Here is a 15025-nt window from a genome sequence, read left to right as displayed (position 1 = left end):
GGAAGGCCCCCACCTCTTGGCGGGGGCCTTCCGCGTGGCGAAAACTGAGGAGATGACGCAGCGCGCGGAACACTCCATCGTCATGGACCGGCTCGCCCTGGACGATCTGGTCACCGGCTACGCGCTCGCCGTGGACGACGGCGACTGGCCGGGCTACCTGGCCCTCTTCGCCCCGGACGCGCGGGTCGACTACCGCTCGGCGGGCGGCATCGAGGGCAGCGCCGAGGACGTCGCCGCCTGGCTGGCCGAGACGCTCCGGCACTTCGTGATCCGCCAGCACCTGATCGTCAACCGCCGGATCACACTGGCCTCGCAGGACGGCGCACCGGGCGACACGGCCGGCATCCGGGCCGACTACCTCAATCCGATGCGGCTGGCCGGCCCGGCGACCGACGCCGACGGCGGGCCCACCGCCCCCAACTACACCTGCGCCGGCCGCTACGACTTCACCGCCCGCCGCACCCCGGACGGCTGGCGGCTGACCGCGGTCGTCGTACGGGAGAAATGGCGGGAGGTGCGGCAGCCGAGCGGCTGACCCCGGGCGGTCCGCGGCCGGGTGCGCCTCGGCCGTCCCGGCGAGGGTCCGGCTCCCCCGGGCGAGGCCCCCTTTCCTTGATCGCACCGCCCGCGCACACTGGGCGTCCGGCCGGTCCCGCGCGCCCGGCCGGACGGACGAACCGGCACCCGGCAGACCGTGGAGACCGTATGGACAGACCGCTCGGCCCCCGGACGCGGTGGCTCGGCTCCGCCTGGGGCCGCGGAGCGACCGCCGCGCTCGCCGGGGCGCTGCCGGCGCTCACCTTCCCCGCCCCGTCGTGGTGGTGGCTGGCGTACGTGGCGCTGGTGCCGTGGCTGCTGCTGGTGCGGACCGCGCCGACGCCCCGGCGGGCGGCGCTGGACGGCTGGCTGGGCGGGGCCGGTTTCATACTGGCGGTGCACCACTGGCTGCTGCCGAGCCTGCACGTCTTCATCCTCGTCCTCGCCCTGCTGCTCGGTGCGCTCTGGGCGCCCTGGGGGCTGCTGGTACGGGCCCTGCTGGGCGGCACGCCCGGCGCCGGGCGGAGGTCGGCCGCACTGGTGCTGGTGCCCTCGGGCTGGCTGATGGTGGAACTCGTCCGCTCCTGGGAGTACTTGGGCGGCCCCTGGGGCCTGCTGGGCGCCAGCCAGTGGCAGGTCGCGCCCGCACTGCGGCTGGCGTCGATCGGCGGGGTCTGGCTGCTGAGCTTCCTGATCGTGGTGGTGAACACCGCCCTGGCCGAGCTGATCGCCCGCGGCTCCGCCTGGCGGCCCGCGGTCGCCGGTCTGCTGGTGTGCGCGCTGGCGGGCGGCGCCGGATGGCTCGTGGCGCCGGTCCCCCGCCCGGCCGGCACGGTGCGGATCGCGGTCGTCCAGCCCGGCCCGGACGGCACCCCGACCCAGCGGCTGGCCCGCAGCGCGGCCCTCACCCGGTCACTGGCCGGCCGCGGGGTGCACCTGGTCGTCTGGGCGAGAGCAGCCTGTACCAGGACCCGGCGGACCGCCCGGCGCTCGCCGCCCGGCTCGCCGCACTGTCCCGGGAGACCGGCGCCGACCTGCTGGTCAACGCCGACTCCCGGCGCGCCGGCCGGCCGGGCATCTACAAGAGCGCGGTACTGATCGGCCCGCACGGCCCGACCGGCGACCGCTACGCCAAGAGACGGCTGGTCCCGTTCGGCGAGTACATACCGTTCCGGTCCGTACTGGGCTGGGCGACGAAGGTGGGCAAGGCGGCCCGCACCGACCGGATACGCGGCACCCGCCAGGTGGTGATGCCCGTCGCCACGGCCGGCGGCCTGCGGATCGGGCCGCTGGTGTGCTTCGAGACCGCCTTCCCCGACCTGAGCCGCGCGCTGGCGCGCGGCGGTGCGCAGGTGATCGTCGCCCAGTCCTCGACGTCCACGTTCCAGCACAGCTGGGCTCCGCTGCAGCACGCCTCCCTGGGCGCCCTGCGGGCCGCTGAGACCTGGCGGCCGATGGTGCACGCCACCCTCACCGGCGTCAGCGCGGTGTACGGCCCCCGGGGCGAGCGGATCGGCACCACGCTCGGCACCGACCGCAGCGCGGCGGCCGTCTACGACCTGCCGCTGGCCACCGGCACCAGCCCGTACACCCGGTTCGGCGACTGGGTGGTGTACGGGGCGGTGGCCGCGCTGGTGGTCGCGGGTGCGTACGGCGGCGGGCGGAGGATCAGAGGCCGGGTGGCCCGGTCCGGTCGCCCCGACGGCCGGACCGCTCCCTCCGCTCGGCTCAGCGGGCGTGCTGCTCGATCGCGTCGGTGATGACGCGCTCGCACAGCTCGTGGGTGCGCAGCGCGTCCCGGGCGGACGGCTGCCGCCCGGCCCGTACGTCGTCCAGGAACGCCAGGACGATCTGCTCGATACCGCGCTGGCGGGCGACCGGCACCCAGTCGCCGCGCCGCCGGATCGTCGGCTGCCCCTTGTGGTCGATGACCTCGGCGAGGTTCACGACCTGCCGCCGGGTGTCCTGGCCCGAGACGTCGAGGACCTCCTCCGCGGAACCGCTGAGGCGGTTCATGGTGCCGATGGCGGTGAACCCGTCACCGGACAGCTGGAGCACCACGTGGTGCATCAGCCCGTCCCGGATCCTGGCCCGGACGTCGATGTGGTCCGGCTCGCCCGGCAGCAGGAATCGCAGGGTGTCGACGACGTGGATGAAGTCGTCCAGCACCAGCGTGCGCGGGTCCTCGGGCAGCCCGACCCGGTTCTTGTGCATCAGGATCAGGTCGCGGGCGTGCTCGCGGCACTGCGCGTAGGCCGGCGCGAACCGGCGGTTGAAGCCGACGGTCAGGCCCACGCCCCGGTCCTCGGCCAGCGCCACGATCCGCCGGGACTCGGCGAGTTCGTAGGAGAGCGGCTTGTCGACGTAGGTCGGCACACCGGCCTCGATGAGCCGGGTGACCAGCTCCGGGTGGGCGGCGGTCGCCGCGTGCACGAACGCCGCGTCCAGGCCGACGGCGAGCAGCGAGTCCAGGTCCGCGTGGAGCTGGTCGCCGGTCAGCCGGTGGGCGGCGCCGACCCGTTGGAGGGTGGCCGCGGTCCGGGTGTGCAGATGGAGTTCGGTCCCCGGCAGGCTGCCCAGCACGGGCAGGTACGCCTTCTGCGCTATGTCGCCGAGTCCGATGCAGCCGATCTTCACTCTTGCTCCTCGCGTCGTGCCGCGGTCCTGGTGCCCCGCGCCCCGGCAGCATACGTGCCGGCCGGCGGCCGCCAGTCGGCGATCCCGTCGAGGGCGCGCAGCGCGAGATCGGGCGCCAGACGGGCGGTGGCCGCCATCAGCCCGGCGCGCAGGGCACACGCGGGCCGGGACCGCCAGGTGCTGAGCCGGCCGATCCGCTCGGCGCGGCGCACCACCTCCATGGTGCGCGGCAGCCGCTGCCGGGTGTACGCGGCGAGCGCGGCGCCCAGATCGGCGTCCGGCGCGGCCTCGTGCGCCAGCACGACGGCGTCCTCGACGGCCTGGCAGCCGCCCTGCCCCAGGTTGGGCGTCATCGGATGGACGGCGTCACCGAGCAGGGCGACCCGGCCGTGGTGGAAGGCGGGCGGCGGAGTCGCCGCGGTGTACACGTCGTTGCGCAGCACCTCGGCCGGGCCGACGGCGTCGAGCAGCGCCGGCACGGGGTGGTGCCAGGCCCCGAAACGCCGCAGGAGTTCGGCCCGCTCGTCGTCCACGGCCCGGCCCCCGGCGGGCACGGCCGCGGTGGCGTACGCGTAGATCCGCCCACCGGCCAGCGGCACGGTGCCCCACACACCGCCGGGCCCCCAGGTCTCGTGCGCCACCCCGCGCACCCCGTCGGGCGCCGGGACGACGAACCGCCAGGCGGTGAATCCGGCGTAACGGGGCGCGGGGTGGCCGGGGAAGACGGCGCGGCGGACGGCGGAGTGGATGCCGTCGGCGGCGACGACCAGGTCGGCGGAGAGTTCGAGGTCGGGGGCGGGGTGGGGGTGGGTGGCGGGGGTGGTGTCGGGGTGGGTGGCGGGGGTGGTGTCCTCGTCGTTGCCGTTGGGGTCGGCCCTGGTGTTGTCCCTGTCGTTGGTGTGGTGGTCGGCCGTGGCGTTGCCCCCGTCGTCGGCGTCGGCCGTGTTGGGCACGGCGATGCGGACCCGCGCCGGGCGGCCGCCCGGGCGGGGGTCGCCCGGGTCGACGAGGGTGGCCGTGGCGTGCGTCCGGACCGCCCCTTCGGGGAGCCGGGCAGCCAGCAGGGCGACCAGTTCGGCGCGGTGGGCGATCACCACCGGCCCACCGAAGCGCCGGACGGCCGCGGTGTTGTCCGTACGGGCCAGCCGACGGCCGCCGGGCAGCCGGAGCTCCCCGCCCCTGCCAGTCGGCCCTCGCGCGCACCGCGTCTCCCACCTCGATCGTGTCCAGCGCGCGCTGGGCGTTCGGCGCCAGCGCGATGCCCGCCCCGACCGGCTCCAGCGCGGCGGCCCGCTCGACGACGGTGACCGACCACCCCGGCGGTCCAGGGCCACCGCGGCGGTGAGCCCACCGATCCCTCCACCGATCACCAGCGCGGTGCGCGGCTGCTCCATGTCGTCTCCGAGTCCGTCCGAGGTCCTGACAGCGCCAACTACAGCCGTAGTTGCCACTTGGGCCAACTACAGCCGTAGTTACCGCTCGACCGGAGACTACACCTGTAGTCAGACGCGGTCACCGCAATCACTACACCCGTAGTAACCCCGCTAGGCTCCCTTCCATGACCGCCCGTGACGCCCGCCCCCGCCCCTCGGCTACGACCGCCACCAGCACCCCCTCGCCCACCCCCGCCTCTGGCCGCGCCCAGCTGATCGCGGATGCGGCAATTCGCCTGCTCGCCGAACGCGGGATGCGGGGGCTCACCCATCGGGCCGTCGACGAGGCGGCCGGTCTGCCGTTGGGATCCACCTCGAACCTCGCGCGGACCCGGGAGGCCCTGCTGGAGGCGGCGGTACGGCGGCTGGCCGAACGGGAGGCCGCGGTACTCACGCCGGCGCACATGCCGGCCGCCCCCGCACCCACCACCGGCGACGAGACGTCGGCCGCCGCCTCGGGGCCTCCGGAGGCGGACACCGGCCCGGAGGCGGACACCGGTCCGGAGGCGGACACCGGTCCGGGGGCGGTCGCGGGTCCGGGGGTGGACACCGGTCCGGGGGTGGACACCGGTCCGGAGGCGGTCGCGGACGTCCTCGCCCTCGCGCTGCACCGGTACCTCTCACGGCACCGGCAGCTGCTCCTCGCCCGCTACGAACTCGCGCTGGAGGCCACCCGCAGGCCCGCACTACGGGAGATCTACGACCGGGCGGGGCGGGCCTTCCGCGAGCCGATGATCGCGATGCTGGCGGCGGCCGGCTCCGCCGCGCCCGAACGGCATGCGCTCACGATGGTGGCCTGGTGCGACGGCGTGCTGTTCTCCTGCACCGCCGGGCAGTTCCACACCACCACCCCCACCCGCGCCGAGCTGCGCACCTCCTGCGCGGAACTCCTGACCGGCATGCTGCGCGGCCAGGACGCAGGGCGCTAGGGGGTACGGCCGGCGGCCCCGCCGAGCTGGAGCTCCAGACGATGGATCGCGTCCCGTAGCCCCTGGCGGTATTCGCCGTCGGCGAGCGCATTGACCGACGCCCGGGCCCGCAGCAGCTGGGCCCGGGCGTCGGCCGGCCGGTCGAGCGCCGCGTAGTCGGCCGCGATGTTGAGATGCAACGAGGGGAAGAACGCCCGCAGCGCGACGAGGGGGTGGTGCCGGGGCCCGGGGCTCCCCTCCGGCGCGGCGGCCACACCGGACTCACCTGCGGCGGGCACGGTGCTCGGACGCCGCTCGGTGACGAATCCCTCGGCCGCTTCCAGGGCCCGCAGGTCCCAGTCCAGTTCGTCCTGCGGGTCGTCCTGGGTATCGGCCATGTAGTGCGCGAGGGCGCAGCGGTGAAAGGCGTCGCCCTGCGGCCCGATCTCGTGCCACAGCGCGGAGAGGCGGTTACGTGCCTCTTCGCGGTCGCCGGCCCGATGCAGCATGATCGCCTGGCCGATCCGGGTCAGTACCCCGTCCTCGGAGACCGCCTCCCGCCGCTCCTCCACCACCGCGCACTCCCCGTATCCGCTCACCACCGCTGACGTTTCCTCGACGCTAACCGCCACCGGAGAGCTTCGCTCGGTGTGCGCGACGCACCGGGTGGCAGCCGGACGAGCACGGGCTACGCCTACGGCCGGCCGGGTGGCAGCCCGGCGAGGGCGGGCACCGTCCCCGCCAGGCGGAAGCCGTACGAGGACGGGCTACGGCCCCGGCCGGGCGGCAGCCGCACCAGGGCCGGCTACGGCCCGGCCGGCCGCTCAGCCCAGGTCCGGGATCCGCCAGTCGATCGGGGCGTGGCCGTGCGCGGCGATCGCGGCGTTGATCTGGGTGAACGGGCGGGAGCCGAAGAACTTCTTCGCCGACAGCGGGGACGGGTGCGCGCCCTGCACCACGACATGCCGGTCCTCGTCGATCAGCGGCAGCTTCTTCTTGGCGTAATTCCCCCACAGCACGAAGACCGCCGGATCGGGCCGGGCCGCCACCGCGCGGATCACCGCGTCGGTGACCTTCTCCCATCCCTTGCCCTTGTGCGAATTGGCCTCCGCCTCGCGGACCGTCAGGACGGCGTTCAGCAGCAGGACGCCCTGCTGGGCCCACGGCATCAGATAGCCGTTGTCCGGAATGGGGTGGCCCAGCTCCTCCTTCATCTCCTTGTAGATGTTCCGCAGCGACGGCGGCGTCTTGACCCCGGGCTGCACGGAGAAGCACAGGCCGTGGCCCTGACCCGCGCCGTGATACGGGTCCTGGCCGAGAATGAGCACCTTCACCTGGTCGTAGGGCGTCGCCTCCAGCGCCGCGAAAACCTGCTCGCGGGGCGGATAGACCGGGCCCTGGGCCCGCTCCTGCTCGACGAAGTCGGTGAGCTCCTGGAAATAGGGCTTCGCCAACTCCTCGCCGAGTACCCCACGCCAGGACTCGGGCAGCATGTCGGTCACCACGTCAACAACCTCCGGTGTGTGTTGCGTTCTCACTCACAGAACCTACCGGCGACCACTGACAACACCGCCCACGGGCCAATTCCTTCCCGGGGGCGGAGCGGGGGCGGGGGCGGGCGGACCAGGCTGGTGCGGCAGCCGCTGCGGCGTGGCGAGGCGAACCAGGCTGGTGCGGCAGGCCGCCGCAGCGTGGGGAGGCGGACCAAGCTGGTGCGGCAGGCCGCCGCAGCGTGGGGCGGGCGGACCAACGGTACGGGGCACGGGCCTCCCTTGCCGAGCCCCGGCCTCCCCCCGCCAAGCCCCGGCCTCCACCTGCGGCCCCCGACCTCCCGTGCCGAACCCCAGCCGCCGCCTTCGAGCCCCGGTCTCCCGCGCCGAACCCCAGCCGCCGCCTTCGAGCCCCGACCTCCGCCTTCGAGCCCCGGCGGCCTTTCCCGCCCCGCCGCGGCTTCCCCCGCCCCCTCCCCCTCTCCCCCTTCGGGGGAGGGGGCGGGGGGTGGGTTCGGGGGTGGGGGGATGGGGCCACCTCCACGCCGCCCACCAAAGCCGCACCCCATCCCCACCTCGCCCCCATCCCCACCTCCCCCCATCCCCGGCCCAGGCTCCCCCAAGCTTCCCCCGGGCCGGTTCCGGCTGCTGCCCGTCCTACGCCCCGCCCCACCCTTCACGCCGTATCCAGCCGAGCCCTCTGCACCGGGTCCAGCGGGAGGTCCAGGGCCGCCAGGCACTCGTCCAGCTGGGCCCGCAACCGGTCACGCCCAGTACGGGCACGACCGGTTGCGGGCCGCCCATGAGCCAGGCCAGGACCACCTGGTTCACCGTGGCGCCGCACTCCGCCGCGACCTCCGCCAGTACGCGCAGCCGCGCCACCGACCCGGGGTGGTCGTAACGCTCCGGCGGCGGGCGGTCCGGGCGGGCGTAGGCGCCGCCCATCAGCGTCCCGCGGGCGAGCAGCGTCAGGCCGGGGTGCGCCGCCACGTAGTCGAGCAGTTCCTCGTCGGTCTCCACCTGGTGCTCCGGCGGCAGCCCCCGGCGCGGCCGCAGATACGTGTACCGCTGCTGGACTGCCCGGAAGCCGGGCAGTCCCCGCCCGGCGGCGAGCAGCCGGGCCTCGGCGAGCCGCCACGTCCGGTGGTTGGCGGCCCCGAGGACCGCCACCGTGCCGTCCCGCACCAGACCGGCCAGCGCCGTCACGGTTTCCTCCGGGGGAACGCCGCGGTCCTCGGTGTGGACGTAATGGTGGGCGAAGGAGGGGGCGTAATACAGGTCCACCCGGTCGGTGCCCAGCCGGCGCAGGCTGCCCTCGATCGCCGCCCGTACGGCTACGGCGCCCAGACCCTCCGTATGGGCGGGCCACCGCCCTCCGCGAGCCGGGGCGGGCCGGGCGCCGGCCGTAGTGGCCACGACCGTACGGCCGGCGGCACGGCGGCTGCGCAGCCAGCGGCCGAGCAGCAGCTCGCTCTCGTCGCCGGTGGCGCCCGGCACCCGGCAGCCGCAGGGGTTCGCGGTGTCGACGAACGTACCGCCGGCCTCCGCGAACCGGTCGAGGATCGCGAACGCGGTCGCCTCGTCGACGGTGGTACCGAACCGCCGCGTGCCCAGGCAGACGGCGCTGATCCGGGGCCCGTGGCCGCCCCCGAGCGTGCGGTGGTGCATGGCATGTCTCCCGACGGTCCGCTCACGCGAGTGGTGCCGGCCCCTCGGGGACCGGCACCACGGACTCTGCCTCTTGGAGCGCACACCAACGCAAGCCGGCCGACGGGCTCGGCGACGCGGGATCGGCCGGGGCCTACCGCTCCGGGCCGGCGCTCACGCCCCCGCGTTGAGGAACAACCCGCCGTCCACGACCAGCGTCTGGCCGGTGATCCAGCCCGCCGCGTCGGACAGCAGGAAGGCCGCCGCCCCGCCGATGTCCTCCGGGACGCCGAGTCGCGCCATCGGGTAGGCGGCCGCCGCCTCCTCCTCGCGGTCCTCGTAGAGCGCGGCCGCGAACTTGGTCTTGATCACGGCGGGTGCGATGGAGTTGACCCGCACCAACGGCGCGAACTCATGCGCCAGTTGCTGCGTCAGGTTGATCATCGCGGCCTTGCTGATGCCGTACGCGCCGATGAACGGCGAGGCGCTGAGCCCGGCGATCGACGCGATGTTGACGATGGCGCCGCCGTTCTCCTTCTGCCACGCGTGCCAGGTGCGCTGCGCGAGGCCGAGCGCCGAGACGACGTTGGTCTCGAACACCTTGCGGGCGACACCGAGGTCGAGGTCGGCGATGGGCCCGAACACCGGGTTCGTTCCGGCGTTGTTGACCAGGTAGTCGACCCGGCCGAAGGCCTCCATCGCGCGCTCCACGGCGACGGCCTGGTGGGCCTCGTCGTGCGCCTTGCCCGCGACGCCGAGCACCCGCTCCGCGCCCAGCTTCTCGACGGCCTCCTTGAGGGCCTCCTCGTTGCGCCCGGTGATGACGACCCGGTCACCGCGGGCGACCAGCGCCTCCGCGATGCCGTAGCCGATCCCGCGGCTGGCGCCGGTCACCAGCGCCACCTTGCCGGAGGGCTCCGGGAGCCCGCTTGCCTGCTCGGTCATGTCCTGTACTCCTGTGGTCGGTGGGCGGTCAGTTGAGCGGGCCGCCGGCGACGTACAGGACCTGGCCGGAAACAAACCCCGCCGCTTCGCCGGTGAAGAAGGCGATCGCGTTGGCGATGTCCTCGGGCCGGCCGACGCGCTGGACCGGGATCTGGGTGGCGGCCGCGGCCTGGAAGTCCTCGAAGCCCATGCCCACGCGCTCGGCGGTGGCGGCGGTCATGTCGGTGACGATGAAGCCGGGGGCGACGGCGTTGGCGGTCACGCCGAACTTGCCGAGCTCGATGGCGAGGGTCTTGGTGAAGCCCTGCAGACCGGCCTTGGCGGCCGAGTAGTTGACCTGGCCGCGGTTGCCCAGCGCCGAACTGGAGGAGAGGTTCACGATCCGGCCGAACTTGGCGTCCACCATGTGCTTCTGGCAGGCGCGGGACATCAGGAACGCGCCCCGCAGGTGCACGTTCATGACCGTGTCCCAGTCGGTGTCGCTCATCTTGAACAGCAGGTTGTCGCGCAGCACACCGGCGTTGTTGACGAGGATGGTCGGCGCGCCGAGCTCGGAGGCGACCCGGGTCACCGCCGCCTCGACCTGCTCGGAGTCCGAGACGTCACAGCCGATCGCGACGGCCTTGCCGCCGGCCGCGGTGATCTTCTCGACGGTGTCCTTACAGGCCGCCTCGTCGAGGTCGATGACGGCGACGGCGCGGCCCTCGGCGGCCAGGCGTACGGCGGTGGCCGCGCCGATACCGCGGGCCGCGCCCGTCACGATGGCGACGCGCTGCTCGGTGGTGGACATGCGGGTTCTCCTCACCTCGAAACCTCGACAAGCGGTCCGCCGCACCGATATCCCGTGGGTGAGCAACCGCTTAGTAGCCTGAGCAGGGCTGACGCTAGAAGCCCGGCCACCCGCTGTCAACGCCCCACCACCGCGCCGTTGCCGAGCTCACCTGCACCGCCCCGGCGGAGGCGAGGAATCCGGACGGACGGAACAAAGGGGCGCCCGGCCCGGGAGACGGGCCGGGCGCCCCTTACGGATACATCCGGGTATCGGCGCGAAGTCCAGCGATCTACAGGATTCAGGCGGCTGGCCGGGTCATGCGGAAGCCGGCTCAGCGGACCAGCAGGTCCAGCAGCCGCTCCGCCTCGATGGCAGGGTCGGTGGTCAGCCCGGTGTGCACCGGGCCGGGCTGGACGATGGTGCTGCGCGGGGCGATCAGCCAGCGGAACCGGCGCCCCGCGTCGTCCGCCGCGGCCTGTCCGGCCCGTTCGCCGCCCGCGCAGATCCCTTCCACGGCGCCGAGCGCGGCGCGCACCCCCTCGACGTCGACCGTCGGATCCAGCGCCAGCAGCCGGGCCTCGTCCAGATGGGTGCGGGCCTCGACGAAGCGCCTGGCGCGGCAGTACACCACCACCCCGGCATTGATCATCTCGCCGCGCTCCACCCGGGGCACGACCTTCAGCAGGGCGTACTCGAAAACATCGCGTCCGTTGTGCAGACCGCTCACTTCACTGCCCTCCGAGGCAACTTCCCGGCCAGCCATGCCGGCGCCTGCGAGGGCTTGTCCTTGGTGGGCTCCCCGACGGTGATCTGATCGCTGATCGTACGGGCGCGCGCCAGCAGCGTCTTCACGTACGCCTGGCGCAGCACGTCCGGCGAGTCGAATCCGGGCTCGTCGACGAGCCATTCGTCCGGCACGTCCGCGGTGATCTCGGTCAGCAGTTCCTCGGTGATCCGCGGCGCGAATTCCTCGGCCGCCGCCGCGAGGTCCGGACCGAACGTGGCGAGTACGTGGTCGGAGGCGTTGTACGGCCGGCTCGCGGCCTTTTCGGCGGTCGGCCAGTTGTGGTGCCAGATCATCGCGGCGCCGTGGTCGATCAGCCAGAGTTCGCCGTGCCAGACCAGCAGATTGGGATTGCGCCAGGACCGGTCGACATTGTTGATCAGCGCGTCGAACCAGACCACCCGGCCCGCCTCCCGGGCGCTCACCTCGAACGCGAGCGGATCGAATCCCAGCGATCCGGGGAGGTAATCCATGCCGAGATTGAGCCCGCCGCTGGCCTTCAGCAGCTCCTGGACCTCCTGGTCGGGCTCGCTGAGACCGATGACGGGGTCGAGCTGCATCCGGACCAGATCCGGCACCCGCAGCCCGAGCCGGCGGCCCAACTGCCCGCAGATCACCTCGGCGACGAGGGTTTTGCGGCCTTGCCCGGCACCGGTGAACTTCATGATATAAGTTCCGAGATCGTCGCCCTCGACGATTCCCGGGAGCGATCCGCCCTCACGCAACGGCGTGACATAGCGGGTCGCCATGACTTCGGTCAACATCCCCACAGGCTACGGCAGCGTTCCGCCACCCGTTATTCCTTTTCCGCCCGGTCCGGTACCGGTGCTCCGCGCTGCGCGGATTCCGGCGGAAAGACCCGGAAAAAGCTCCCCTGGAACGTCCCGGCGGAATGCCCGTGGAACGCCTTGGAAAACGCCTCGTGGAACGCCCCCGCGGCACCCCCGGGATGACAGTGCAGCACACACACTGGAGGACAGCATCGTGAACGACCGTCCCCTGGACGACCGAACCTCGGCACACCGCACCGCCGGCCCCGCGCCCCTCACCGACCCCACCCCTGCCGTCAACTCCGCCGCGTTTCCACGCCAGTTCGCCCGCACCCGCCGCTTCTCCCTCGGGGTGCCCCGGCATGTCACCGTCTCCCCGGACGGCCGCCGGGTGCTCTTCGTCCGGACGGGTTCCGGCACCGACCCCGTGGGCCGGCTGTGGCAGTACGAGGACGGTGCGGAACGGGTGCTGGCCGATCCGGTGCTCCTCGTGGGGGACGCCGCCGAATCGCTCCCCGAGGAGGAGCGGCTGCGCCGGGAGCGCGCCCGTGAGAGGTCGGCCGGGGTGGTCTCCTACGCGACCGACGACGACGCGCGGCTGGTGGCGTTCGCACTGTCCGGTGCGCTGTGGGCGGTGCGGACGGACGGGGGCGCGCCGTTCCCCGTCCCGGCGGCCGGTCCGGTGGTCGATCCCCGCCCCTCGCCCGACGGGCGGTCCATCGCCTATGTGAGCGGCCGCTCCCTCCACGTCGTCACCCTGGCCGGGGACGACCGTCAGCTGGCCCGCGCGGAGGGCCCCGACGTCTCCTACGGCCTCGCCGAATACGTGGCGGCCGAATCCATGGGCCGGCTGCGCGGCTACTGGTGGGCCCCGGACAGCCGCCGCCTCCTGGTGGCGCGGGTCGACACCGGCCGGGTGGCCCGGCGTTACCTCGCCGACCCCGCGGATCCGGCCAGGCCGCCGCGGACGATCCGGTACCCGTCCGCCGGTACCGCCAACGCGGACGTCACGGTGCAGCTCGTCGCGCTGGACGGCAGGCGCGTGGAGGTCACCTGGGACCGCACGGCGTACGAGTACCTCACCGAGGCCGGCTGGGACGCGCACGGCCCGTTCCTGGCCGTGCAGAGCCGAGATCAGCGCACGGTCCGGCTGCTCGCGGTCGATCCGTCGACCGGGGCCACCGAGGTGCGGCACGAGCGGACCGATCCCGCCTGGGTGGAGCTGATACCGGGCACTCCGGCCCGTACCGCCTCGGGCGCGCTGGTGCTCCCCGAGGACGACGGCGGCACCCGCTATCTGACCGTCGGGGGCCGGCGGGTCACCCCGGAAGGTCTCCAACTGCGCGCCGTAGTGGGGGTGGAGGGAGAACGGGTGCTCTTCACGGCGAGCGAGGATCCGCTGGAGACCCATGTGTGGTGCCATGAGCCCGGCCGCGGCAACCGGCGGCTGAGCCGGGGGCCGGGCCGGTTCACGGGCACGGGGCGGGGCGGCACCGTGGTCGTCGAGGGGCAGACCCCGCACGGCCACGAGGTGAGCGTGGTGCGCGAGGGCGAACCCGCGGCGGGCATCACCTCGCTCGCCGAGACCCCGGCGGTCACCCCCAGGCCGGTCCTCCTCACCCTGGGAGAGCGGGAGTTGCGCGCCGCCCTCCACCTGCCGTCGTGGCACAAGGAGGGCGCGGGCCGGCTGCCGGTGCTGCTCGCCCCGTACGGCGGGCCGGGGCTCCAGGTGGTCGGGCGGGCCCAGGGGTGGTCCGCCTGTGTGGCGCAGTGGTTCGCCGAGCAGGGCTTCGCCGTATTGGCGGCCGACGGGCGGGGTACGCCGGGCCGGGGGCCGGCCTGGGAAAAGGCGGTGCACGGTGACCAGCTCGGACCGGCGCTGGAGGACCAGGTGGACGCGGTACGGGCGGCCGCCGCGCGGTACCCGGACCTGGACCTGTCGCGGGTGGCGATCCGCGGCTGGTCGTTCGGCGGGTTCCTGGCCGCCGCCGCGGTGCTGCACCGCCCCGATGTGTTCCACGTGGCGGTGGCCGGCGCCCCGCCCACCGACCAGCGGCTGTACGACACCCACTGGAAGGAGCGGTTCCTGGGCCACCCGGAGGAGCGTCCGGACGCCTACGCGCGCTCCTCCCTGGCCGGGCACGGCCATCTGCTGACCCGTCCACTGCTGCTCGTCCACGGGCTCGCGGACGACAACGTGGCGGCCGCGCACACCCTGCGCTTCTCGGCGGAGCTGCTCGCGGCGGGCCGGCCGCACAGTGTGCTGCCGCTGCCGGGGGCCACCCACATGCCGACCGACGACGCGGTCAACGAGCAGTTGCTGCTCTTCCAGCGGGACTTCCTCCGGGACGCGCTGTCGACCGTCGGAGTGTGACGCGCCGACAAGAACGTGCCCGGGTTTGAACGCGGCCGCCGAGGCCTCCGTATGGAGCTTGTGCAACGTCCATGGACCAGATCGCGCACCGAAGGCACCACCAGGAACCGGAGGCAGACCATGGCACGACAGGCAGCAACGGGGCGGACGGAGACTGCGGCAACGGAGACGGAGGAGACGGTTCCGGCACGGCCGTGCTGCGGAATGGCCCGGCGGACCGTAGTGGCGGCCGCCGGCGCGGCCGGCCTGACGGTGGCGCTCGCGGCCTGTGGCAACGATATGGCCGGCTCGGGCAGCGGTGACAAGGCGGCGGCCGGCGACGGCGCCACGGGAGCGGGCGGTTCCGAGGCCGGCGGTGGCGCCGGCCCGGCCGGCAAGGAGCTCGCCAAGGCGGCGGAGATCCCCCAGGGCGGCGGCAAGATCTTCAAGGCGGAGAAGGTCGTGGTCACCCAGCCGCAGAACGGCGAGATCAAGGCGTTCTCCGCGGTCTGCCCGCATGCCGGCTGCGTCGTCAACGAGGTCTCCGGCGGCACCATCAACTGCCCGTGTCACGGCAGCAAGTTCGACATCACCGATGGCAGCGTGAAGCACGGCCCCGCCACCAAGGGCCTGCCGCCGGCCAAGGTGAGCGTCAAGGGCGGCGCCGTCACCCTGGGCTGACAGCGTCGCCATCCAGCCGTCCGCCGGGGCCGGAGCCCCGGCGGACGGCCGGCACCTGCCCTCCTGCC

Annotated in this window: 13 protein-coding genes and 1 pseudogene; 5 read left to right on the top strand and 9 right to left on the bottom strand. The window is 73.9% G+C overall.

What is annotated here, in order from left to right:
• Positions 1-52 precede the first annotated feature (52 nt).
• Entirely contained in the window at positions 53-535 is a 483-nt protein-coding gene (locus tag OJ254_RS22890; RefSeq protein ID WP_265363833.1) for a nuclear transport factor 2 family protein, read from the top strand.
• Between the two features lie 170 nt (positions 536-705).
• Positions 706-2297: pseudogene (gene lnt, locus OJ254_RS22885) on the top strand (apolipoprotein N-acyltransferase).
• On the opposite strand, the gene OJ254_RS22880 reads toward lnt, so the two are convergent.
• A complete protein-coding gene (locus OJ254_RS22880; RefSeq protein WP_261952889.1) occupies positions 2266-3174 on the bottom strand; it encodes a Gfo/Idh/MocA family protein in 909 nt (302 codons plus the stop codon). The pseudogene lnt and the gene OJ254_RS22880 overlap by 32 nt on opposite strands.
• A complete protein-coding gene (locus OJ254_RS22875) occupies positions 3171-4568 on the bottom strand; it encodes an FAD-dependent monooxygenase (protein ID WP_265363832.1) in 1398 nt (465 codons plus the stop codon). Before OJ254_RS22875 ends, OJ254_RS22880 begins: the two co-directional genes overlap by 4 nt.
• 164 nt (positions 4569-4732) lie before the next feature.
• On the opposite strand from OJ254_RS22875, the gene OJ254_RS22870 reads away from it, so the two are divergent.
• A complete protein-coding gene (locus OJ254_RS22870; protein ID WP_265363831.1) occupies positions 4733-5536 on the top strand; it encodes a TetR/AcrR family transcriptional regulator in 804 nt (267 codons plus the stop codon).
• Here OJ254_RS22870 and OJ254_RS22865 read toward each other — a convergent pair.
• The 7 genes from OJ254_RS22865 to OJ254_RS22835 all read right to left on the bottom strand — a co-directional run bounded on the left by OJ254_RS22865 (position 5533) and on the right by OJ254_RS22835 (position 11917).
• The gene (locus OJ254_RS22865) at positions 5533-6087 is read right to left on the bottom strand and encodes a hypothetical protein (RefSeq protein ID WP_265365271.1); all 555 of its coding nucleotides are present in this window, start codon (positions 6085-6087) and stop codon (positions 5533-5535) included. The two genes, OJ254_RS22870 and OJ254_RS22865, sit on opposite strands and share 4 nt — an antisense overlap.
• A 252-nt stretch (positions 6088-6339) precedes the next feature.
• Positions 6340-7008 (bottom strand): uracil-DNA glycosylase, encoded by a 669-nt coding sequence (locus OJ254_RS22860; protein ID WP_265365270.1) that lies wholly within the window; start codon positions 7006-7008, stop codon positions 6340-6342.
• Between the two features lie 654 nt (positions 7009-7662).
• Positions 7663-8673 carry an aldo/keto reductase gene (locus tag OJ254_RS22855; RefSeq protein ID WP_341483664.1) on the bottom strand — a complete coding sequence of 337 codons (1011 nt, stop codon included), beginning with the start codon at positions 8671-8673 and terminating at the stop codon, positions 7663-7665.
• 153 nt (positions 8674-8826) lie between these two features.
• Complete coding sequence (locus OJ254_RS22850; RefSeq protein ID WP_265363830.1) at positions 8827-9597, bottom strand: SDR family oxidoreductase; 771 nt, start codon at positions 9595-9597, stop codon at positions 8827-8829.
• Between the two features lie 28 nt (positions 9598-9625).
• Positions 9626-10387 (bottom strand): 3-oxoacyl-ACP reductase FabG, encoded by a 762-nt coding sequence (gene fabG, locus OJ254_RS22845; protein WP_265363829.1) that lies wholly within the window; start codon positions 10385-10387, stop codon positions 9626-9628.
• A 313-nt stretch (positions 10388-10700) separates the two neighbouring features.
• Positions 10701-11096 carry a DUF3037 domain-containing protein gene (locus OJ254_RS22840; RefSeq protein WP_423835937.1) on the bottom strand — a complete coding sequence of 132 codons (396 nt, stop codon included), beginning with the start codon at positions 11094-11096 and terminating at the stop codon, positions 10701-10703.
• Positions 11093-11917, bottom strand: a complete 825-nt coding sequence (locus OJ254_RS22835; protein ID WP_265363827.1) for a HipA family kinase — start codon at positions 11915-11917, stop codon at positions 11093-11095. The genes OJ254_RS22840 and OJ254_RS22835 overlap by 4 nt, the downstream gene beginning before the upstream one ends.
• A 358-nt stretch (positions 11918-12275) precedes the next feature.
• On the opposite strand from OJ254_RS22835, the gene OJ254_RS22830 reads away from it, so the two are divergent.
• Positions 12276-14297, top strand: a complete 2022-nt coding sequence (locus OJ254_RS22830; protein WP_265365269.1) for a prolyl oligopeptidase family serine peptidase — start codon at positions 12276-12278, stop codon at positions 14295-14297.
• A gap of 204 nt (positions 14298-14501) precedes the next feature.
• A complete protein-coding gene (locus OJ254_RS22825) occupies positions 14502-14957 on the top strand; it encodes a Rieske (2Fe-2S) protein (protein ID WP_265363826.1) in 456 nt (151 codons plus the stop codon).
• Positions 14958-15025 lie beyond the last annotated feature (68 nt).

Origin of the sequence: Streptomyces endophytica, from assembly GCF_026153355.1 — a bacterium.
Lineage (GTDB): Bacteria > Actinomycetota > Actinomycetes > Streptomycetales > Streptomycetaceae > Streptomyces > Streptomyces endophytica.
The sequence above is the reverse complement of the archived record's forward strand: the minus strand, read 5'-3'. Positions and strand labels throughout refer to the sequence as shown.